The organism is Corynebacterium singulare, assembly GCF_000833575.1.
In the GTDB taxonomy this organism is placed as follows: Bacteria; Actinomycetota; Actinomycetes; order Mycobacteriales; family Mycobacteriaceae; genus Corynebacterium; species Corynebacterium singulare.
On record NZ_CP010827.1, the window covers coordinates 470,866 to 490,896 of the forward strand.

The 20,031-nt window shown below is 60.3% G+C and carries 27 protein-coding genes; 18 read left to right on the forward strand and 9 right to left on the reverse strand.

Annotated elements, in window-relative coordinates; translation table 11 throughout:
• Nucleotides 1-2: 2 nt before the first annotated feature.
• The 4 genes from rplP (at nucleotide 3) to CSING_RS02195 (ending at nucleotide 1,358) form a co-directional block, all read left to right on the forward strand.
• Nucleotides 3-419, forward strand: a complete 417-nt coding sequence (rplP, locus tag CSING_RS02180) for a 50S ribosomal protein L16 (RefSeq protein ID WP_039673713.1) — start codon at nucleotides 3-5, stop codon at nucleotides 417-419.
• Nucleotides 419-649, forward strand: a complete 231-nt coding sequence (rpmC, locus tag CSING_RS02185) for a 50S ribosomal protein L29 (RefSeq protein WP_005276944.1) — start codon at nucleotides 419-421, stop codon at nucleotides 647-649. The genes rplP and rpmC overlap by 1 nt, the downstream gene beginning before the upstream one ends.
• Nucleotides 650-651: 2 nt before the next feature.
• Complete coding sequence (gene rpsQ / locus CSING_RS02190) at nucleotides 652-933, forward strand: 30S ribosomal protein S17 (RefSeq protein WP_042529302.1); 282 nt, start codon at nucleotides 652-654, stop codon at nucleotides 931-933.
• Nucleotides 934-1,076: 143 nt separating this feature from the next.
• Nucleotides 1,077-1,358 (forward strand): hypothetical protein, encoded by a 282-nt coding sequence (locus CSING_RS02195; RefSeq protein ID WP_042529304.1) that lies wholly within the window; start codon nucleotides 1,077-1,079, stop codon nucleotides 1,356-1,358.
• On the opposite strand, the gene CSING_RS02200 is transcribed toward CSING_RS02195, so the two are convergent.
• Nucleotides 1,355-1,759 carry a hypothetical protein gene (locus CSING_RS02200; protein WP_042529307.1) on the reverse strand — a complete coding sequence of 135 codons (405 nt, stop codon included), beginning with the start codon at nucleotides 1,757-1,759 and terminating at the stop codon, nucleotides 1,355-1,357. The genes CSING_RS02195 and CSING_RS02200 overlap by 4 nt on opposite strands.
• Complete coding sequence (locus CSING_RS02205) at nucleotides 1,756-2,625, reverse strand: carbohydrate kinase family protein (RefSeq protein WP_042533044.1); 870 nt, start codon at nucleotides 2,623-2,625, stop codon at nucleotides 1,756-1,758. The genes CSING_RS02200 and CSING_RS02205 overlap by 4 nt, the downstream gene beginning before the upstream one ends.
• A 21-nt stretch (nucleotides 2,626-2,646) precedes the next feature.
• Between CSING_RS02205 and CSING_RS02210 the strand changes: the two genes are divergently transcribed.
• From CSING_RS02210 to rplE, 6 genes are all read left to right on the forward strand, one after another.
• Nucleotides 2,647-3,969: a glycoside hydrolase family 32 protein gene (locus tag CSING_RS02210; RefSeq protein ID WP_042529309.1), complete on the forward strand. Its 1,323-nt coding sequence runs from the start codon at nucleotides 2,647-2,649 to the stop codon at nucleotides 3,967-3,969.
• 111 nt (nucleotides 3,970-4,080) lie between these two features.
• A complete protein-coding gene (locus tag CSING_RS02215; protein WP_042529310.1) occupies nucleotides 4,081-6,111 on the forward strand; it encodes a sucrose-specific PTS transporter subunit IIBC in 2,031 nt (676 codons plus the stop codon).
• 218 nt (nucleotides 6,112-6,329) lie between these two features.
• A complete protein-coding gene (locus tag CSING_RS02220) occupies nucleotides 6,330-7,232 on the forward strand; it encodes a DUF559 domain-containing protein (protein WP_042529312.1) in 903 nt (300 codons plus the stop codon).
• Nucleotides 7,233-7,632: 400 nt separating this feature from the next.
• Nucleotides 7,633-8,001 (forward strand): 50S ribosomal protein L14, encoded by a 369-nt coding sequence (rplN, locus tag CSING_RS02225; protein WP_042529314.1) that lies wholly within the window; start codon nucleotides 7,633-7,635, stop codon nucleotides 7,999-8,001.
• A 4-nt stretch (nucleotides 8,002-8,005) separates the two neighbouring features.
• The gene (rplX, locus tag CSING_RS02230; RefSeq protein ID WP_042529316.1) at nucleotides 8,006-8,320 is read left to right on the forward strand and encodes a 50S ribosomal protein L24; all 315 of its coding nucleotides are present in this window, start codon (nucleotides 8,006-8,008) and stop codon (nucleotides 8,318-8,320) included.
• Nucleotide 8,321: 1 nt separating this feature from the next.
• Entirely contained in the window at nucleotides 8,322-8,873 is a 552-nt protein-coding gene (gene rplE, locus CSING_RS02235; protein ID WP_042529318.1) for a 50S ribosomal protein L5, read from the forward strand.
• A 58-nt stretch (nucleotides 8,874-8,931) separates the two neighbouring features.
• Here rplE and CSING_RS02240 read toward each other — a convergent pair whose 3' ends face one another.
• From CSING_RS02240 to CSING_RS02250, 3 genes are read right to left on the reverse strand one after another with little or no spacing between them, the layout of a single operon-like run.
• Nucleotides 8,932-9,510, reverse strand: coding sequence for a hypothetical protein (locus CSING_RS02240; RefSeq protein WP_042529320.1), 579 nt, complete (start codon nucleotides 9,508-9,510; stop codon nucleotides 8,932-8,934).
• Nucleotides 9,507-10,760: a hypothetical protein gene (locus CSING_RS02245; RefSeq protein WP_042529322.1), complete on the reverse strand. Its 1,254-nt coding sequence runs from the start codon at nucleotides 10,758-10,760 to the stop codon at nucleotides 9,507-9,509. Before CSING_RS02245 ends, CSING_RS02240 begins: the two co-directional genes overlap by 4 nt.
• A complete protein-coding gene (locus CSING_RS02250) occupies nucleotides 10,757-11,503 on the reverse strand; it encodes an ABC transporter ATP-binding protein (protein WP_042529324.1) in 747 nt (248 codons plus the stop codon). The genes CSING_RS02245 and CSING_RS02250 overlap by 4 nt, the downstream gene beginning before the upstream one ends.
• 125 nt (nucleotides 11,504-11,628) lie before the next feature.
• On the opposite strand from CSING_RS02250, the gene CSING_RS02255 reads away from it, so the two are divergent.
• Nucleotides 11,629-12,414, forward strand: a complete 786-nt coding sequence (locus tag CSING_RS02255) for a formate/nitrite transporter family protein (RefSeq protein ID WP_042529326.1) — start codon at nucleotides 11,629-11,631, stop codon at nucleotides 12,412-12,414.
• Here the strand turns inward: CSING_RS02255 and fdhD are convergent.
• Both fdhD and CSING_RS02265 read right to left on the reverse strand, forming a co-directional pair.
• Entirely contained in the window at nucleotides 12,383-13,234 is an 852-nt protein-coding gene (gene fdhD / locus CSING_RS02260) for a formate dehydrogenase accessory sulfurtransferase FdhD (protein ID WP_042529328.1), read from the reverse strand. The two genes, CSING_RS02255 and fdhD, sit on opposite strands and share 32 nt — an antisense overlap.
• A complete protein-coding gene (locus CSING_RS02265) occupies nucleotides 13,231-13,479 on the reverse strand; it encodes a DUF6457 domain-containing protein (protein WP_042529329.1) in 249 nt (82 codons plus the stop codon). Before CSING_RS02265 ends, fdhD begins: the two co-directional genes overlap by 4 nt.
• A gap of 308 nt (nucleotides 13,480-13,787) precedes the next feature.
• Between CSING_RS02265 and rpsH the strand changes: the two genes are divergently transcribed.
• The 7 genes from rpsH to CSING_RS02300 all read left to right on the forward strand — a co-directional run bounded on the left by rpsH (nucleotide 13,788) and on the right by CSING_RS02300 (nucleotide 17,117).
• Nucleotides 13,788-14,171 carry a 30S ribosomal protein S8 gene (rpsH, locus tag CSING_RS02270; RefSeq protein WP_042529331.1) on the forward strand — a complete coding sequence of 128 codons (384 nt, stop codon included), beginning with the start codon at nucleotides 13,788-13,790 and terminating at the stop codon, nucleotides 14,169-14,171.
• A gap of 14 nt (nucleotides 14,172-14,185) precedes the next feature.
• Nucleotides 14,186-14,722, forward strand: coding sequence for a 50S ribosomal protein L6 (gene rplF, locus CSING_RS02275; protein ID WP_042529333.1), 537 nt, complete (start codon nucleotides 14,186-14,188; stop codon nucleotides 14,720-14,722).
• Between the two features lie 3 nt (nucleotides 14,723-14,725).
• The gene (gene rplR / locus CSING_RS02280; protein ID WP_042529335.1) at nucleotides 14,726-15,127 is read left to right on the forward strand and encodes a 50S ribosomal protein L18; all 402 of its coding nucleotides are present in this window, start codon (nucleotides 14,726-14,728) and stop codon (nucleotides 15,125-15,127) included.
• Nucleotides 15,128-15,167: 40 nt separating this feature from the next.
• The gene (gene rpsE, locus CSING_RS02285) at nucleotides 15,168-15,794 is read left to right on the forward strand and encodes a 30S ribosomal protein S5 (protein WP_042529337.1); all 627 of its coding nucleotides are present in this window, start codon (nucleotides 15,168-15,170) and stop codon (nucleotides 15,792-15,794) included.
• A gap of 3 nt (nucleotides 15,795-15,797) precedes the next feature.
• Nucleotides 15,798-15,983 (forward strand): 50S ribosomal protein L30, encoded by a 186-nt coding sequence (gene rpmD, locus CSING_RS02290; RefSeq protein WP_042529338.1) that lies wholly within the window; start codon nucleotides 15,798-15,800, stop codon nucleotides 15,981-15,983.
• A gap of 3 nt (nucleotides 15,984-15,986) precedes the next feature.
• The gene (gene rplO / locus CSING_RS02295) at nucleotides 15,987-16,433 is read left to right on the forward strand and encodes a 50S ribosomal protein L15 (protein ID WP_042529340.1); all 447 of its coding nucleotides are present in this window, start codon (nucleotides 15,987-15,989) and stop codon (nucleotides 16,431-16,433) included.
• A 303-nt stretch (nucleotides 16,434-16,736) separates the two neighbouring features.
• The gene (locus tag CSING_RS02300; protein ID WP_042529342.1) at nucleotides 16,737-17,117 is read left to right on the forward strand and encodes a hypothetical protein; all 381 of its coding nucleotides are present in this window, start codon (nucleotides 16,737-16,739) and stop codon (nucleotides 17,115-17,117) included.
• Between the two features lie 81 nt (nucleotides 17,118-17,198).
• On the opposite strand, the gene CSING_RS02305 is transcribed toward CSING_RS02300, so the two are convergent.
• Together CSING_RS02305 and CSING_RS02310 are read right to left on the reverse strand one after the other, a co-directional pair.
• Nucleotides 17,199-18,689 (reverse strand): FAD-binding oxidoreductase, encoded by a 1,491-nt coding sequence (locus tag CSING_RS02305; protein WP_042529343.1) that lies wholly within the window; start codon nucleotides 18,687-18,689, stop codon nucleotides 17,199-17,201.
• Between the two features lie 9 nt (nucleotides 18,690-18,698).
• Entirely contained in the window at nucleotides 18,699-20,006 is a 1,308-nt protein-coding gene (locus tag CSING_RS02310) for a class I SAM-dependent methyltransferase (RefSeq protein ID WP_042529345.1), read from the reverse strand.
• Nucleotides 20,007-20,031 lie beyond the last annotated feature (25 nt).

Consider the following 20,031-nt stretch of genomic DNA (forward strand, 5'->3'; position numbering starts at 1 on the left):
CCATGCTGATTCCTAAGCGTGTTAAGTACCGCCGTCAGCACCGCCCGAGCCGCTCGGGTGTGTCCAAGGGCGGTAACCGCATCAACTTCGGTGACTACGCCATCCAGGCTCTCGAGCCGGCGTACATCACCAACCGCCAGATTGAGGCCGCACGTATTGCCATCAACCGCCACGTCAAGCGTGGCGGTAAGGTCTGGATTAACATTTTCCCGGACCGTCCGCTGACCCAGAAGCCTCTCGGTGTTCGTATGGGTTCCGGTAAGGGCCCCGTCGAGAAGTGGGTTGCCAACGTCAAGCCGGGCCGCGTCCTCTTCGAGATGACCTACCCGAACGAGGAAACCGCCATCGAGGCCCTGCGCCGCGCTGGTCAGAAGCTTCCGTGCAAGGTCCGCATCATCAAGAAGGAGGACCAGTTCTAATGGCTACCGGTACCCCCGCCCACGAGTTCCGTGAGCTCGACAATGCTGAGCTGGAAACCCGCCTGAAGGACGCGAAGGAAGAGCTCTTCAACCTTCGTTTCCAGAAGGCCACCGGCCAGCTGACCAACAACCGCCGCATCGGCACGGTTAAGCGCGACATTGCCCGCATCTACACCGTTCTGCGCGAGCGCGAGCTGGGCCTGTCCGTTGCTCCGGGAGCTGAGGCTTAATCATGAGTGAGGCAAACGTGAACACTAAGAAGGAAAAGGGCGCTCGCAAGACCCGCACCGGCATCGTTGTCTCCGACAAGATGGACAAGACCATCGTTGTCGAGCTCGAGGACCGCAAGCAGCACGCCCTCTACGGCAAGATCATGCGTTCTAACAAGAAGGTTAAGGCGCACGATGAGGAGAACACCGCCGGCATCGGCGACCGCGTTCTCATCGCCGAGACCCGCCCGCTGTCGAAGGACAAGCACTTCCGTCTCGTCGAGATCGTGGAGAAGGCTAAGTAAAATCTAGCTTTCCCGCCACAGGTAACCCCCACGCAGCGCGTGGGGGTTATTTTTATGCCGAGAATGCTTCCCGTGGGATGTCATGGCCGCAGCGCGTACTGCTCCCGTTCATAGGGTTGGCTATGAGAAAGGCGCTCTCTGCTATGCTCTCTCGCTCATCCCTCGCTCCCTCGACGGCGGCCGTGGTGTCCCTTGTCGGTTGCTCTAGCCAGGACCCTGAGCTTTCACGTGATGCCGCCCCCTCCACGAGCCAGGAGGCCCCGTCTCTCGACCCGGCGGAGCAAGCCCGTGAACTCTACACAGAGGTCTTTTCGGATTCGGCGCATATCGAGTTTAACTATCCCCATGAGGATCGCGGCCCAGACACTGGAACGCCGGGGCCCAAGTCCCGCGTGCTGGCGAAGAAGTCTGGTGACGTTCTCTAGCGCCCAGCGTCGCGCGCTCGGTGGTGGGTGAGCGCAATGGCGGCACCAAAGGCAGTAAGCACCGTACCCACCGCCAGCAGGAAGGTGCCGAGCCGATATTCGGTGCCCATCGGCTTGTCAAAGGTGTTGTAAATCATCAGCCACAGCACCCAACCCGCGATGAGCGCCACTGCTGCGAGCGCAGACACCATCCGCAGTCCGCGGGTGGCGCGCTGGGCGGGGGAGAAGGCGTGGTAGGAGCAATCGATGAGCATGAGCACCGCCAGTAGTGCCGATAGCCCTGCGGCAATCGGAACGCTAAGCAGCGCCCCTGTGCCGGCAATGACGGGAAGCACGAAACACCCAATAGACAGGATGAAGAGCAGGCCGTGGAGCGCGCCCGTGCGCAGCGGATAAGTCACAGTTTCGCCTCCACCTCGGTGCGGGTGGGCGGCTGCGCGCCGGTGCGGGAGACAGTGATGGCAGCGGCAGTGGCCGCAAAGTGGAGCACGCGCTGCCATTCTGTTTCTGTCAACGCCGCCGGATCCTTGTCAACCAACTGCGAGAGCAACGCGGCCATGACGGTGTCCCCAGCGCCGATGGTATCGGCAACGTCGACGACTACCGGCGGAGCCTGCACCGACACCGAGCTTGTGCGTACGCTCAGGCCCTCACCGCCGCGCGTAGTAACCACAACTGGCACTTCCTCGAGGGCCTCGGCCCCGAGGAATTCAACTTCCTCCTCGCTGAGCTTGAGCAGAGTCACGTGCGGGAGCAGCGACAGGAGAAATTCGCGGTGCTTCTCGGTGGCGAAGAAGGGGCGAATATTAGGGTCCAGCGCTACCTTTGTGCCACGCTGCGCGAGTTCCTTGAGCAGCGCCGCGTAGCGGGACGCGCCCGGCTCGAGGGCGAGGGAGACGGTGCCGAAGCAGGCCCAGGGGACGTCGACAAGCACAGGCTCCACGGCACGGTCCGCTGTGCCCTCCGTATAGAAGGAGTAGGTGGCCGAGCCATCCTCCGCGATGCTGCAGACCGCCAAGGTTGTGGGCTCGTCGCCGCGCTGCACGAGGGAAGTATCAACTCCTTGGTTAGTGAGATGATCCACCAGCGCACACCCGAAGGCGTCGGTGGACAACCGCGACTGGAAGCCCACGTCAGCGCCCAGACGCCCCGCCGCTACCGCGACGTTGAAGGGGCCGCCTCCTAACGCCGGTTGTAAATCCGCCAGCCGTCCAGGCTCGCGCGGTACAAGGTCTACGAGGCCTTCGCCACACACCATAATGTCCATAATCGCCATAATATCGAGGACATGAATTACCGTCCGCATTTCCACGTCTCTCCGCCGAGCGGCCGCCTTAATGACCCGAACGGGATTTTCCTCGATGGCGATACACTGCACGTCTATTACCAGCACGACCCCTATTTCCCGCACGCGGCAAAACAGACCGGTTGGGGGCACGCAGTGGGGTCGGTGAGTAGCCCGCAGCCGTGGCGTCATGCCCCGGATGCGCTGTACCCGGTGCGTGAGTATGACGCGCATGGCTGCTATTCGGGTGGCGCTGTTGTTGATGGCGAGGATGTGTGGCTGTTCTACACCGGTAACCTCAAGCGCAGGGGCGTGCGCATCCCCTCGCAGAATCGGGTGCGTGTGGTGGAGGCCGGTGGCCCGGAAGGCGGTATCTACCAGCGCGATGAGGCGAACCCCCTCATCGATGGTCCGGCTGAAGGCTTCACGGGGCACTACCGCGACCCGCAGATTACTCGTGACGCGCAGGGCTGGCGCATGGTGCTCGGTGCGCAGGCCTCCGATGAGACTGGCCACGTGGTGCTCTACCGTTCCACGGATCTGGGGGTGTGGTCCTACCAGGGGCCTATCACCTTCGATGTTTCCAGGGCCGAGCTGGGCTTGAGCCCTGACCTCGTGCCGGGTGGGTACATGTGGGAGTGTCCTAACCTTGTTACCCTGCAGGACCGCGCCACGGGTGAAGACAAAGCCGTCCTCGTCATCTGCCCTCAGGGTTTGGAGCCTGTGCTTGACGACGCCACCCATTACGCCTCCTCCGACCAGTGCGGCTACCTCGTGGGACGCCTAGAGGGCACGGTGTTCCACGTTGAGCGTGGCTTCAGCGAGCTGGACTATGGCCACCAGTTTTACGCGCCGCAGCTGGTGGATAAGGGGGGCGAAGCCATCATGTTGGGCTGGATGGGCTTGCCCGCGCAAGATGAGACTCCGACGGTTGCCGAGGGGTGGGTTCACACGCTGACGCTGCCGCGGCGCGTCTGGCTGGAAGAGGGTTGGCTGCGTCAGGAGCCGCTGTGGGACCTTGCTTCTGTGCCACAGAAGACGGCACGTGAGGGGTTCGGCTCGGTGGCTACGCTGACTGGGGGTGAGGGGACGTACGTACTCGTTGATTCCTCTGGTGCTGAGTCCTTCCGTGTTGAGTATGGCTCTGGCGAGCTAGGGTTGACCTTGGGGGATGACGAACGTGTCGTGCCCTGTCCGGCTGGTTCGCTGGAACTTATTGCGGATGGTTGTGCGGTGGAGGTTTTTGCGGGTGATGGAAGGATTGCGGCGGCGTCTGCGGTCTTTGGTGCGGAGGACAGTCGCTGGCGAGGCTGGGAAGTCCGGTAGGACGGTGAGTTTTCCTACATTTTTGCCCGATTACTTGGCTTTATGTTGGTATGGCGTGTCTAATGGAGTCTGACGCTATTTAATCCATTTCACAGTAGGAGGCACGCCGTTATGGATCACTCACAGGTCGCGGCGCGGACACTCGCAGCCATCGGTGGCGAAGACAACATTGTGGCGCTTGCCCACTGCGCCACCCGCCTGCGCATGGTGCTCAAAGACAGCAAGAAGGTCGACACGGCCGCGTTGGAAAACGATCCGGACCTTAAAGGCATCTTTGAGGCTGGGGGCATGTTCCAGGTCATCGTTGGGCCGGGCGATGTCAACATAGTCTTTGACCAGCTCAACAACTTGACCACCAAGGACATCGCTGTCTCAACGGTCAAGCTCAAGGATATCGCGGCGGATTCCGGCAACTGGTTCTCCCGTGCGGTGAAGATCCTTGCAGACATCTTCGTGCCGCTCATCCCGATTCTGGTCGGTGGCGGTCTGCTTATGGCGCTCAACAACGTGTTGACCGCCAACGGGCTGTTCGGCGAACAGTCAGTCATCGAGATGTTCCCTGCCATGGCGGACGTTGCCGGGCTTATTAACCTGCTTGCCTCAGCCCCCTTTGCCTTCCTGCCCATTCTTGTCGGCTTCACCGCTACCAAGCGCTTTGGCGGTAACGAGTTCCTCGGCGCCGGTATGGCCATGGCCATGGTGATGCCGGACCTGGTCAACGGTTACCAGGTGGCTGCCACCATCGAGGCAGGGGAGATGTCCTACTGGAACATCTTCGGCCTCGACGTCGCGCAGGCAGGCTACCAAGGCTCCATCCTGCCCATTTTGGTCATCGCGTGGATCCTGGCCACGATTGAGAAATTCCTGCACAAGCACCTCAAGGGCACGGTGGACTTCTTGCTCACTCCGCTGCTCACGCTCCTGGTGACCGGTTTTATCACCTTCATGGCGGTGGGCCCGGTGCTGCGCACGGCCGGCGATATGCTCGGTGCTGGCCTCAATGACCTCTACACCTTTGCTGGACCGGTCGGCGGTTTCATCTTCGGTCTGTTCTACTCACCCATCGTCATCACTGGTCTTCACCAGTCCTTCCCGCCGATTGAGACGATGCTGTGGAACGAGGGCGGCTCCTTTATCTTTGCAGTGGCGTCCATGGCCAACATCGCACAGGGCGGCGTGGCCCTCGCGGTGTACTTCCTCACCCGCTCGGAGAAGCTCAAGGGCCTCTCCGGCGCCTCGGGCGTCTCCGCGCTCTTCGGTATTACTGAGCCCGCCATCTTCGGCGTGAACTTGCGCCTACGCTGGCCGTTCTACATTGGCATGGGAGCCTCAGCCATTGCTTCGACGCTCATTGCGCTTTTCGACGTCAAAGCCACCGCACTCGGCGCCGCCGGCTTCATCGGTTTCGTCTCCATGCGCCCGGAGGATTACACGCAGTTCTTCATCTGCGCCTTTGTCTCCCTGATCCTCTCCTTCGGCGTGGCCTTTGCCTACGGCCATTACCTCAGGGGCAAGAACGGCTCGATTGATCCGGATGAGGTGGGGGCTGGTGGGGCGTCGGCAAGCGCGGCTCCTGCCGTCACCGCGGACCCGAATGCCTACCGTGTGGCCTCCCCGCTGGCTGGAAAGGCCATCGCTTTGGAGTCAGTCTCAGACCCGATGTTTGCTGCTGGGAAGCTCGGCGCGGGTGCGGCGATTGAGCCCACCGAGGGGCGCCTCGTCTCCCCGATTGATGGCAAGGTCACCGTCACCTTCCCCTCCAAGCACGCTTATGCCGTTCGCGGCAAGGACGCTGATGGCAATAACGTGGACATCCTCATGCACATTGGCTTTGACACGGTAAACCTCAAAGGCGAGCACTTCACCGCGCATGTCTCCAAGGGCGATGAAGTCAAGGCTGGTGATCTTCTCTGCGAGTTCGATGTCGAGGCCATCAAGGCCGCCGGCTATCCGGTGACCACCCCGATTGTGGTGTCCAACTCCAAGAAAACCGGACCGGTACTGCCGGCGTATCGCCCAGGGGAGGACATCACCTTCGGAGATGCCCTGCTCACCGTCGACCCCCGACCGGCTTCTGCTGCTGAGTCGGCTGGCTCCGGTTCAGCTGCGGGCAGCTCCGCCGTCCCAGCCTCGAACGCCTAAACTGTTATCGCCACGCGGCCCCGGCATACGTCGGGGCCTTGTCAGTCCAGCAAGGATTTCCATGTGTCCAGACCTGGAAGTCGACTCATGCAGGTCGTCGTCAAGCGCTGCGTCACCGCGCGATGAAGCCCACCTGCACCGTTCGGCTTCCAGGTCTGCACATATGCATCACGTGTGCATCTGTGGCGAAAGTGCAGGGAGTGGGTTAAAAGTTGTGCATGAACAATGAACAACTCTTTACCTACCTCGATCAGAACCTTATTGATCTTCGCGCCTTGCCCAACAGTGATCCGCTGTGGAAGAAAGTGCATGCCGACAAGGTGGCGAAACTCGCCTGGTGTTACGTACTGCCGATGGTTCAGTGGAGGCAACTCAAGTCCTGGCAGCAGCAGGCTGCACGGGCGTATGCGCTAGGGCTAACCCTGCCGAAGGCGACGCTAGTGGGGAAAACGGCAGCCCTCATCCACGGCATTCCCCTCATTGTCCCTCCCCAAGAATGGGAGGCAACGCTTCCCTCGAATTCTGTGCCACAAAGAGCTAAGTCGAGGAATGTGCGCTACCGACGCACGGATCTGCGTGGGAAAGAAAGCGTTGTTCATGGGATTCGTGTCACGTCCCTTGAGCGAACTGCACTGGACATAGCGCGCTTCCACGGATTCGAGGAGGGCCTTGTTGCCGTTGATGCGGTGCGGGGGCGAAACGTTGGGAAAGTCTGGATCGATGAAGAGTTGGGCGCGATGGGCAGGGTCAAAGGCGTCGCTGCGGCGCGTCAGGCGGTGGCGGCGAGTATCAATACCGCGGAGTCGCCGTGGGAATCTTATGCGCGTGCCCTGATTATCGCAGCCGACTATCCAGAACTGCGCTCGGTGAAAGCCCAGTACGAGATCGGGACCTATCGCGCAGACCTTGTTATTAATGGGTGGCTCGTCGTCGAGATTGATGGCAACGTGAAATATCGCCGCGATATTGATGAAGTGATTCTCGCTGAGCATCGCCGCCAGCAAGACATTCTCAATAAGGGCTTTGTTGTCCTGCGCTTCAGTCCGGAGCAACTGAACTCGCGCCCAGAATATTTTCAAAAGGTAATCGGGGAGCATCTCCAGCGCGGCCCGAGGCGCTAAAAGTGCAGAGGTGAAAACCGAACGGTGCAGGTGGGCGTCGCCAAGCGCATGTGCACTGCTTGGCGACGCCCTGCGTGAGTCGCCTTGCAGGTCTGGCCTCTTGTCAATGGGGTTCGATACAGGGGTCGATACGTGCGCGGTGGGAGGGGGTGAGGGTCGAGTGAAGAGGTGTTGTGTCGGTGCCGCGTGATTTGGGAAAGAAGGGTAGGGCGTGGTTGAATGTATGGGTTGCATATGGCCGGTCGGTGCGGGGCGATGCGTTTCCGAATCGCCACACCGAGACCCTTCGACCGCTGTGAACAGCGAGTTCGTCGCACAACCTATGCCACACAAGCAAGTAGACCAGGTGTGTCAAGGACGGAAATCTTGACGCACGTTAATCCAGGTCAGGAGACCCATAGTGATTCAGCAAGAATCGCGTCTGCGCGTCGCCGACAACTCCGGTGCACGAGAGCTCCTCGTTATCCGCGTTCTCGGCGGCTCCGTACGACGTTTCGCTGGCATTGGTGACATTGTTGTCGCCACTGTCAAGGAAGCCACCCCGGGTGGCAACGTGAAGGAAGGCGATGTCGTCAAGGCCGTCATCGTCCGTGCCAAGAAGGAGACCCGTCGTCCGGACGGCTCCTACATCGCTTTCGATGAAAACGCCGCAGTTATCCTTAAGGGCGACAGTGAGCCGCGCGGTACCCGCATCTTCGGCCCGGTTGCTCGCGAGCTTCGTGACAAACGCTTCATGAAGATCGTTTCTCTCGCACCGGAGGTGATCTAGTCTTATGAAGATTCATAAGGGCGATATGGTGATTGTTATTTCGGGCCCGGACAAGGGCGCGAAGGGCAAGGTCATCGAGGCATACCCGAAGCGTGAGAAGGTCCTCGTTGAGGGCGTCAACCGCGTTAAGAAGCACGTTGCTAACTCCGCTACCGAGCGTGGCGCCGAGTCCGGCGGAATCGTAACCCAGGAAGCTCCGATCCACGTGTCCAACGTTGCGATCGTCGACTCCGAGGGCAACCCGACCCGCGTGGGCTACCGTTTCGATGAAAACGGCAAGAAGGTCCGCATCGCACGTAGCAACGGGAAGGACATCTAACATGAGCGAGAACTACACTCCGCGTCTGAAGACCCGCTACCGCGAGGAAATCAAGAAGGCTCTCAACGAAGAGTTCAAGTACGACAATGTGATGCAGATTCCGGGCGTCACCAAGGTCGTTGTCAATATGGGTGTGGGCGACGCTGCCCGCGACTCCAAGCTGATCAACGGCGCACTCGAGGACCTCACCGCGATCACCGGCCAGAAGCCGCAGCTGCGTCGCGCTAAGAAGTCCATTGCTAACTTCAAGCTCCGCGAGGGCATGCCCATCGGCGCACGCGTTACCCTGCGCGGCGACCGCATGTGGGAGTTCCTTGACCGCCTGCTGACCATCGCGCTGCCGCGTATTCGCGACTTCCGCGGTCTCTCCGACCAGCAGTTCGACGGCCACGGCAACTACACCTTCGGCCTCACCGAGCAGACCATGTTCTACGAGATCGACATCGACAAGGTCGACCGCCCGCGCGGTATGGACATCACCGTTGTCACCTCCGCTACCAACGACGAGGAGGGCCGCAAGCTCCTGCGCGAGCTCGGCTTCCCGTTCAAGTAAATAGCGTTTGAGGAATTCCCCCGGCACTCCGAAAGGAGACCGGGGGAATTTTTTGGTTTTAGTGCCGTCGGTGAAGCCACGCAGCCGCGCCTGCCACGAAGAGGGCGGCGCACACGATGGCAACGATGGGAGACATACCTTGGCCGAGGGAATTGCCCAGCGGCGTGGTCTCGCCCACGTACCAGGGGAAAAGGGGTGCCAGCAGCGACAACGGGAGCGCGATTCCCGCAGAGGCCTTCGAGCTCAGGCGGCTACGCAGTGCTAGTACGAGGCCAACCGCAGCGAGGCAAAAAAAGATCGTGGATACAGAATGAATCGGTACTACCCCAATGAACAATCCAAATCCGAACACAGCGGTCCACGCTGCGGTGGCCGAGCCCAACAAGGTAGCTTTCTCCTTGCGCAGCGAACGGGCGGTGCTTGCGGCCTCGTATCTCTCGTCCCACGAACTGCTCAGCAACGCCAGTATGGAGCCTGCGACGAGCAGTGGCAGCAGATTGAAAACGAATACGGGACGGTTTAGTGGCGCCCCGAAGAGCTGTGGAACGGCCAGGTTATCCAGGAACTGCGTTACCACCCCCAGGCTGAGGATCAAGAAGAACTCCGGCCAACGGCGAAGTGTCAGGTAAGGGCTCATCGTTCAACCTCCAGTGGCGGTAGCTCGGAGCCGCACGTCTGCATGGTGTGCACAAAGGGAGCCAGAGCCCTGGCTTGTTCCGCGGGCGAACGGTGCGAAAGCTCGTTTTCAATCCAGGCGCGCGCAGGAGTAGTTGTGCCCTGTGCGCTGAGGGTAGAAAAGCTGTCGTCCCCCGTTCTGAACGCATACGTGGCCCAGTCCGAAAGTACCTGGTGTGCGTTGCGGGAGGCAGAAGTTTCTTCGCAGGGGCGCTGAGCGCGCAGCGCCGCAGCTTGAGCCTCATAAACCCGCGTGTACAGGGCCGCTGGGCTGGCCACTGTGTGGGATAGCTCCGTCGCGTGCTCGGAGCCAGGTTGACCGTATGTGCCGGTGAGGGGAGGAAGGCCGGCGTCGACAAGCACCTGCGTGAATTCCTGCCAGTGCGCGTCGGCAGCCACGACGAGTGCGTGGTCTTCTGGCCAACTGCAGTATCGCTGTGTGTTCGCATCCCGGGTGCATCTTGCCGACGCCTCCGTGGTGTCCCGTGCCCGCGTACCTTGGGACCCCACTGCGGCGGAGCCAACAGCGGCGACGGTGATGATGGCGAGGAGAGTCAGCGCGGTGTAACGCGGGGCAGGGTGGTGGCGTGTCAGTGCGGCAAGGACACAGGCGCTTAAGGCCGCTACCATGACGGCAGAAATTGCGACCGAAGCCACCCGTGGCTGCCGTGCGATCAGCTCGTACCCATTGCCGGGGAAGAAAAGAAAGCGTAGGGAGGCCGGTGTGGAATCCGCACACGCCGATACCACGCACAAAGCTAGCGTGAGCAGTGCTGCGAGTAACGCGGCGAGCATCCGGCGCCGGACAAGGACTCCCAACCCCGCACCGAGAACCGCACACAGCACAACCCACACAAGGCTGCTGATGATGACGAGGAACCATGGCGAGCCGCCCACGGGTGCGGTATAGACAAACCCTGCCAGGATCATGAAGCCGATAAGAATGCTGGCCAGTCCCCACGCCAACGCCGGGCCGACGAGGAGTACTGCTGTGCGAGCGCGCGAGGTGGATGTGGAGCGCAGAAACGTAGCGTCCTGGCTTCCTGCGTCCCATGCAGTAATACTTGCGAGAAGTACGCCCGTAGCCGCGGCGACAACCGCACAGATTGCGGTGGCCTCCGGCCAGGAACCGGCGACGTTACTGCCCCGCGCAGAGGCAAAACTCAGCAGTGCGGTGAAGAGTACAACAGGAATGAAGCGAACGTGTCTCACAAAGCAGCCCCTCCCTGTGTACCATCGGTAGCTTGTTCGGTGACGGCGCAGAATCCTTGTTCTACGGAGCCGTACCTTTCGATGAAATCTGCAACAGAAGAATCGGCTGCGATGCACCCACGATGAAGAATGAGCGCGCGATCGGCGGAGTCCATATCAGCCGCGACGTGCGTAGACATGAGAACAGTGGTGCCGTTCGAGGCCATGTCACGCAGTGCGCGGATAAGCGAGGAGCGGTGGTGTGGGTCGAGGCCCGCGGTGGGTTCGTCGAGAAGCAGTACATCTGGCTCGTGGACAATGCCCGCCGCGACCATGGCGCGGCGCTGCATTCCACCGGACATCGCGCGCAGGCGAGTAGTGCTGTGGTCCTCCAAGCCAATTATCCGCAAGGCATTGACCGCGTGCTGGCGTGCTGTCGCGCGGTCTAGTCCGCGCAGCCAGCCAACGTCTGCTACGAAATCCACTGCGCGTTGCGCCGGATCAAAGGCATTGCGTTGCGGAACCCAGCCGACACGTTGCCGCCACGAGTCGGAACGGCGGACGTCTTCACCGCCCACGAAGATGGTTCCTGTCGGCGGGCGTAGCTCACCGGCGATGAGCTGCATGAGCGTGCTTTTCCCCGCGCCATTTGCGCCGAGAAGGACGGTGAGCCCTGGGGCGAGGTTGAAGGATATATCGCGAACAATCTCAGCGCGGGCGGAGTAGCCGTAACTGAGATGCTGGACAGACAGGAAGGATGCCATCCCACAAGGCTTCCATAAGTGAAAAATGATTGCAATTGTTCACTGTAGGTCAGTGATTGACCTGCGGCGCGTGCGGAGGAGTACGATACAAAGGTCTTTGAAATCTCTATCGCGCGAGGTACTTGATGTCCTTGAATGATGCTGCGGCAGCGGCGGTAACGAAAAAGATCACCTTGCTCGATGAATCCTTTTCCCGCTTTGCGGTGCGTTCTACATTGGCCGGCGTGTACCTGGCCATCGGTACGGCGTTCGCGGCGGTGCTGGGAATGGGCGTCGAGAAGCATATGGAAGGCATGGGCTCACTGGTCTTTGCCTGCTTGTTCGGCCTGGGCCTGTTTGCCATCGTCGTCCTTGGCGCGGAACTAGCCACCGGCAACATGATGTACATGGTTTACGGTGCAGTGAACAAGAAGGTCGGCTGGGGCAAGGGCCTGTGGCTGCTCGTGGTCACTACGGTGTTCAACTTGGTGGGCGTAGCGCTCTTTGCAGCGGCTATGGGTATGTCGGCGAAGCTGGGCGATATTGACCCGAATCACCTCATCGCCACACTGTCGATGGGCAAGTTGGAGAAGGGCCCCGGCGGTATGTTCGTCGAGGCCATCCTGGCTAACTTTGTGGTCAACATGGCCATTGTGGGAGCGGTCTTTGCCAAGGACATCGTGTCCAAGTTCTTCGTCATCGTGCCCATCATCGCCTGCTTCGTGGGCTTGGGTCTTGAGCACGTCATTGCGAACTTCTGCCTGATGGTGCTGACCTTTTTCTGCTCCAGCCCGCTGCCGGAGGGCTTTACCCTCGGTGCGGTGCTGACCAACTGGTCCATCGTGTGGGTCGGAAACCTCATTGGCGGCGGCTTCCTTATTGGTGGCGTGTACGCCTGGCTTAACTCTGGCCCGGACGCGTATCGCGACTAAGCTCGCCCGAATACAGATTGAAGCGGTCCCCGCGGGCAAAGCCAACCAGCGCCATTCCGGTCTCGCGGGCGGTTTCGACTGCGAGCGAGGAGGCGGCGGAGACCGCGACGAGCATGCCGAAACCGGCCATGGCGGCCTTGTTTACTAGTTCGAAGCTGGCGCGCGAGCTCATCACGAGGATGAGGTCGCTGGCGGGGAGCATGTCTTCCATGAGCAGGTGGCCGATGACCTTGTCGGCCGCATTGTGCCTGCCGACGTCTTCGCGGACGACGACGGGTTCGCCGTCGAGGGTAAAGGCCCCCGCAGCGTGGATGCCACCGGTTTTGCGGAACTGCTTCTGCTCCCGCTTGAGGGCGTCGGGCAGCTTGGCGACGACCCCCGGATCCACCGGCACCCGCGGAATCTCATAGCGGGTCTGCTTCATGAGCGCCTCAATAGAGGACGTACCGCATACGCCGCAGGCGGAGGTCGTGGTAGTCAGGCGCAGGTCCGTCAGCGCGATCGGGTGGGGATTGGTGAATTCCACGTCCAGCAGATTGTAGGGGTTGCGACCATCCACGGAGGCGCCGGCGCAGTACCGTGCTTCCTGGATATCGCTGGCCTTGTCAATGTGTCCCTCGGAGTGGAGAAAACCATGGGTGAGTTCGACATCGTGGCCGGGAGTGCGCATTGTTGTGGTGAGCGTTTGGCCACCAACGCGAATCTCCAGCGGCTCCTCGCCGGCGACGGTATCGCCGCGGGTATCGACCTGGGTGACGTGGCCGTCCTCGTCGAGGCGCACCTTGGTCACGGCAAAGGTGGCGTTGATGCGCCCGCTCATCGGTTGAGGGCCTCCTTTAGCGTAGCGATGTGAGCGCGAGCCTCCTCGACGTCTTTAGACGCCAAGCCCACGAGGTAAGCCGTGAGGGGAGCAGCCGGGCGGGATTGGGTATGCGCCACGTCCTTGGTGAGGTCAAGTAGCTCCTTCACGAGGGCGGTGGCGTCCGCGGGTGCGACGCCGATAAGTTCAGCGGCTTCCTCGAGCCATTGGTGGGCCGTGCGGATGGGGTCTTGTTCTTCATTCATAACGATCAATGCTAACGCGTTTTGGAAAACAGCACGTCGCCGGGTAGAGTAAGCCGACGGACTTGCATTTTTCCTCATCTCGCGCCGAGAAAATGGTGCGCGAACAGCGGAAATGTGCCAAGCCGGAAGAATTGAACACATCTACTTTGTTGTAGGCCCCTCGCCGTAGACAGCGGACCGTTGTCTGTATCAAAGGGTGGCGAGCGCCTCACGGTATTGACCGTGGGGAGCGTGAGTAGCCCGAAATCACACGGAGAACGCTTTGGTGAGCATGGGAACCGCAACGAGAAAGGTTACAGGTCACTCATATGACTATGACTGATCCTATTGCCGACATGCTGTCGCGCGTGCGCAACGCAAGTAATGCGCACCACGACTCCGTGTCGATGCCGACCTCCAAGATCAAGGCGAACATCGCCGAGATCTTGAAGCAGGAAGGCTACATCGCTGACTACTCCGTCGAGGGCCGCGAGCTGTCCCTCGAGCTTAAGTACAACAACCGTGAGCGTTCCCTGTCGGGTCTGCGTCGCGTGTCTAAGCCGGGTCTGCGTGTGTACGCAAAGTCCACCGAACTGCCGCAGGTTCTGGGGGGCCTGGGCGTGGCTATCATCTCCACGTCTCAGGGTCTGCTCACCGACCGTCAGGCTCAGGAGAAGGGTGTAGGCGGAGAAGTTCTCGCCTACGTCTGGTAAGGGAGGATTGACACATGTCTCGTATCGGTCTAGCACCTATCGCCGTCCCGAAGGGCGTCGACATCACCATCAACGGCCAGGTTGTCAACGTCAAGGGTTCCAAGGGCACCCTCGACGTTGAGCTGCCGGAGCCTATCACCGTTGCCGTCGAGGACGATGAGATCAAGGTCTCCCGTCCGGATGACGACCGCAAGAACCGCGCTCTGCACGGTCTGGCCCGTTCCCTGGTCAACAACGCCGTTGTTGGCGTGACCGAGGGCTACACCAAGAAGATGGAAATCTTCGGTGTTGGTTACCGTGTCCAGCAGAAGGGTAAGGACCTGGAGTTCTCTCTGGGCTACTCCCACCCGATCCTCATCAAGGCTCCGGAGGGCATTACCTTCGCTGTGGATGGCGCAACCAAGCTCTCCGTATCTGGTATTGACAAGCAACTGGTTGGACAGGTCGCCGCGTACATCCGCCGCCTGCGTAAGGACGATCCTTACAAGGGCAAGGGTATTCGCTACGACGGCGAGCAGGTCCGCCGCAAGGTCGGAAAGACGGGTAAGTAAGCAATGGCTAACACTGAAAACGCAAAGCGCACCCCGGTTGGCAAGGACATTTCCTCGCGTCGTCGTGAAGCACGCGCACGCCGCCACTTCCGCATCCGTAAGACCCTCCGCGGCACCCCTGAGGCACCGCGTCTGGTTCTTCACCGCTCCTCCCGCCACATGCACGTCCAGGTCATCGACGACTTGGCCGGCCACACCCTGGCCGCTGCGTCCTCCATGGAAGCTGACGTGCGCGCACTCGAGGGCGACAAGAAGGCCAAGGCTGCCAAGGTAGGCGAGCTCATCGCTGAGCGCGCCAAGGCCGCTGGCATCGAGAAGGTCGTCTTTGACCGTGCAGGCTACAAGTACCACGGCCGCGTTGCTGCGCTGGCCGACGCCGCCCGCGAAGGTGGTCTGCAGTTCTAATGATTAAGGCACACGGAAACATCAACGGAAGGAACGCCTAATGTCGGACCGTGAACAGCGTGACGGCGGACGCTCCGCCGAGAACAACAACGACCGCAAGGGTCGCAACAACGGCCGTCGTAACGACCGCCGCAACCAGCAGGACAACGAGCGCGATAAGTACATCGAGCGCGTTGTGACCATCAACCGCGTCTCCAAGACCGTTAAGGGTGGCCGCAACATGTCCTTCACCGCTCTCGTCGTCGTCGGCGACGGCCAGGGCATGGTTGGCGTCGGCTACGGCAAGGCCAAGGAAGTCCCGGCCGCAATCCAGAAGGGTGCTGAGGAAGCTCGTAAGAACTTCTTCCGCGTCCCGATGATTGCTGGCACCATTACCCACCCGGTTGAGGGTCGCGACGCAGCTGGCATCGTCATGATGAAGCCGGCCGCTCCGGGTACTGGTGTCATCGCCGGTGGTGCTGCTCGTCCGGTGCTTGAGTGCGCTGGCGTGCAGGACATTCTGTCGAAGTCCCTGGGCTCCGACAATGCACTCAACGTCGTCCGCGCTACCGTGGACGGCCTCAAGCAGCTGGTTCGCCCGGAGGAAGTTGCCGCACGCCGTGGCAAGTCCCTCGAGGAGATCGCACCGGCCCAGATGCTGCGCAAGCGCGCAGGTCAGGAGGCATAAGCAATGGCTCTGAAGATTACTCAGGTAAAGGGCCTTGTGGGCACCAAGCCGAACCACCGCAAGAACATTGAGGCGCTCGGCCTCAAGCGCATCGGTCACACTGTTGTGAAGCAGGACACCCCGATCATCCGCGGCATGGTTCAGAAGGTGCGTCACCTGGTCACCGTCGAAGAAGTGGCAGGGGAGTAAACCATGGCTGATATCATCAAGCTCCACGACCTGCGCCCGGCCGCAGGCTCCAACAAGCCTAAGACCCGCGTCGGCCGCGGTGAGGCATCCAAGGGTAAGACCGCTGGTCGCGGTACCAAGGGCACCGGCGCTCGTAAGCAGGTTTCCGCTGCTTTCGAGGGTGGCCAGATGCCGCTGCACATGCGTCTGCCGAAGCTCAAGGGCTTCAAGAACCCGAACCACGTTGAGTACCAGGTAGTTAACGTTGCTGACCTGGCCGAGAAGTTCGCAGAGGGCGGCGACATCACCGTTGCCGACATCGCAGCTGCCGGCCTCGTCCGCGCTAACCAGCCGGTCAAGGTTCTGGGCAACGGCGACATCAACGTCAAGCTGAATGTCACCGCTGATAAGTTCTCCAAGTCTGCTGTCGAGAAGATTGAGGCTGCTGGCGGCTCCGCCACCACCAAGTAATTCTCACCAGACTCTGTGAGAGTCAGGGAACCCTCCCGCAAGTCACCGTTAAGGTGTCCTGCGGGAGGGTTCTTGCGTTGTGGCGTCGCATGAGCTTAAAGCTGAGAAGAAAACCTGCATTTTGCAGGATGATAGCGAACAATTTAAGTGGGTTGGGCCGGAATTTTCGTCCGGATGAGAATGAACTTGCAGGGCATGGGGTGTCTTTTAGATCTCATAGATTGATCGCAAGTAGCTTATAAACGCGCGGGGTGATATATTTTTTTGCACAGGGTTACTGCAAACCAGTCTAAGGAAAATATCATGACCATTATTAACCAGTTCGTGGCCGGCGTTATGGCCGCAGTGTTGTCGTTGTTCGGCCTGGCGGCGCCGCTTGATAACACTGGTGCACCTACCCACGCAGCCGCGCACGTGGAGAATGCGGCTGCCACTGCGGGTGAAGACGCATCTGTTGTGCAGCCGGGTGAGAACCTTACTCCTCAGAAGGCTGTGGAGCGTGACCTTTTCCTTGTCACTGAGGAGCTGGGTCATGAGTTCATGACCATCCGTTTCGAGGGCACCACGACCGCCCACATCGTTTTCCTTGAGTCTTATAACCCGGACACCGACCAAGCTGCGGTTGACCGTATGATGACGTCTCTGGCGGACAACGGCTTTGTCCGCGTCGACGCCGTCGCGTAGGACCTTACACGCGAGAAGCCCCCGCAGTCAGGAAAACGAGCCTGACTGTGGGGGCTTCTCCTGTTGTCGCCGGCGCCGGATCTAGGCGTCGTTGACCGTCTTCTCAAAGAGGCTTGGGAAGCGGTCGGACGGGTCGGTAACGGCCTTAATGCGTTCGGGAAGGTCGCCACCGTAGAGTTCAGCGAATTTCTCGGGGGAGTAGAAGGCTTCTGAATAGAGGGACTTGTGCCCACCCAGTTCGTTGATCTTTGACTCGATAACGCGGTTGAATGCGCCGTTGCCGGGGGCGGAGGGATCGACGTGGTTGCCTTCCACGCCGGACCAGAATCCAACGTTGATCCACGTCTGGCTGGGACGGAGGGGGTACAACGGCCACGGAGCCGGCGAGTCCGCGGCGATGTCGCCCCGGCCGATAAGCTCCTCGACGCCCTCGCGGAGACGAATCGGGCATAGCCATACCGGCTGGATGTCAGACGCGGTGAAGAACCAGCGTAAAAACTCTGGCAGTTTGTCCGGGGTTACTTCGATGTCTTGGACAACGCGTTCGCCGCGGGGCAAGCCCTTGGGTTTCTTGATGAAGTGATATTCCAGCTCGTATGTGCGGTCGAGACGAACGAGCTTCCAGTAGAAGGAGCTACGGCGCAGTTGGCGCGGCCAGATTCGGCGCACGCGAGGGTTTTGTGCACCGAAGGCGCGGGAGCACCAGAACCAGTCTGTATCCCAGCGCCAAATGTAATCACGGACCGTGAGGCGATCGTGTCGAATTCCGCGCGAGTGCTGGAGGCTGCGGTAGAAGATCTTCTCGCGCGTGTAGTCGGAGGTAGGCCCTTCGTCATCCGTAAAACGGGCCATAACCAGATAAGCTTCTTCCGGGGAAAAGACGACGCCATCCAGCCCGTGGACCTCCACGCCGTCGTAGGTCTGGGTTTCGGAAACGCGGGCAAGTACAGTGCTGAGCTCCTCGACGTCGTCGAATCTCACCTCCCTGAGTTCCACATATGGTTTGACCGCGCGAAGTTCGATTCTGAGGCGTACCGCGTACCCTAGCGAGCCATAGGAGTTTGGAAAGAGACGAAAGAGGTCCACGTTTTTCTCGCGTGAGCACGTGATGATCTCTCCGGTGCCGGTCAAGATATCCATCTCGAGTACGGACTCGTGGGGTAGTCCATCGCGGAAACTTGTCGATTCCACGCCCATGCCCGTGACGGCCCCGCCCAGCGTGATTGTCTTCAACTGCGGAACCACAAAAGGCATAAGCCCGTGCGGCAGCGTGGCGTCAACGAGGTCTTCATAGGTGCACATGCCCTGCACTTCAGCAGTCTTCGCGATGGGATCTATCTCAATGACCCCGCCCAACCCAGAAACATCGAGGCCGACCTGCTCCCCGCTGCGTCCACGGAAGAGATTGGACGTCTTCTTGGCCAGGCGCACACGTTTATCTTTCGGTACCGCGTAGAAACTTCGCAGGAGCTTATCGACGCCCTCCCGATGCTCCGCCCAGCCCATCGGCGCTATCTCAATAGCGTCAACGCTGCGTTGAGTTCTCAAACGGTTAATGACACGCGAGATCATAGTCCTCCTTTAGAAGCGCGAATCGTCCCACCAGCGGCGCTCCGGCACACCGGCGCGGGATCCGGCGTTGCCGATTTTGACACCGAGGAAGTGATACAGATTGATGATGTTGTGCTCGAATCCCCACTCAGAACCTGCCATGTAAATCGCCCATAGACGTGCAGTGGGAAGTCCGACGAGGGAGCAGGCTTCCTCCCACGTCTCCTTGAGGTTCTCGCACCAGTCATGAAGCGTCCGCATGTAATCAAAGCGCAATGACTCTGTGTGGAATACCTCAAAACCGGCATCCTGCATGCACTTGGTGATGGTGCCGGAACCAGAAAGCTCACCGTCAGGGAAGATGTAGCGGTCGATGAATCCGCCTTTCGGCGTTTTGTGGTTGTCCGGGTAGGTGATGCAGTGGTTGAGCATCAGCCCGCCGGGCTTGAGCTTTCCGTGGAGGAAGCTGAAGAAGTCAGGGTAATTTTTTACGCCAATGTGCTCTAGCAAGCCAATGGCGGAGATTGCATCGAAACCTTCTTCAGTGACGTCGCGATAATCCATAAAACGGATCTCTGCTAGGTCCTCGAGGCCTTCTTCCTTGATTTTGGCTTGGCCCCATTCGGCCTGTTCCTTGGACAGGGTTACGCCGAGGGACTTCACCCCGCGTTTGGCCGCGTAGCGCACCATGCCGCCCCAGCCGCACCCGACGTCGAGGTGGCGATCCCCCTCCTTGAGCCTTAGCTTGTCGAAGATAAGGCGGTATTTATTCTCCTGTGCTTCGTCGAGCGTGGCCTCAGGGGAAGGGTAGTAAGCGCAGGTGTAGGTCATGGAATCGCCCAGGAAGAGCTCATAAAAGTCATTTCCTACGTCATAGTGATCAGAAATGACATCGGCGTCGCGTTCCTTGGAGTGCTTGGATAGTCCTTCATGCAGCTTGCGGCGCAACCAGGAAGCGCGCTCTACCTCCGGGACAGGCTGGACGCGGAAGGCGCCCATGGCGGCGAGTGAGCGCACAACGCGAGCAAGCGTGACGGCATCTGGACGGCTGAACTTGTCATACATGGCGTGGAGGGCGTCAAAGATGCCGTAAGGATGCGCTGGGTGCTCGCCTTCGACTGTAATTCCATCCGTGACGTAGGCGCGCGCGAAGCCTACGTCGCCTGGGTGCGTTGCGATGTAGGCCAAGCCTTGCAAGCTGTTGATTCTGACCGTGAATTGCGAGTCCGTTGGGCCGGTGGAGGAACCATCGAAGGCCTCCCACCGGAAGGGATTGGGAGTGGGCACGAAGGCGTCGATGATCTCCGCCACAGTCATGGGGGTAAATCGCTTACTCATAAAACTACATACTTCTTTCGCTTCG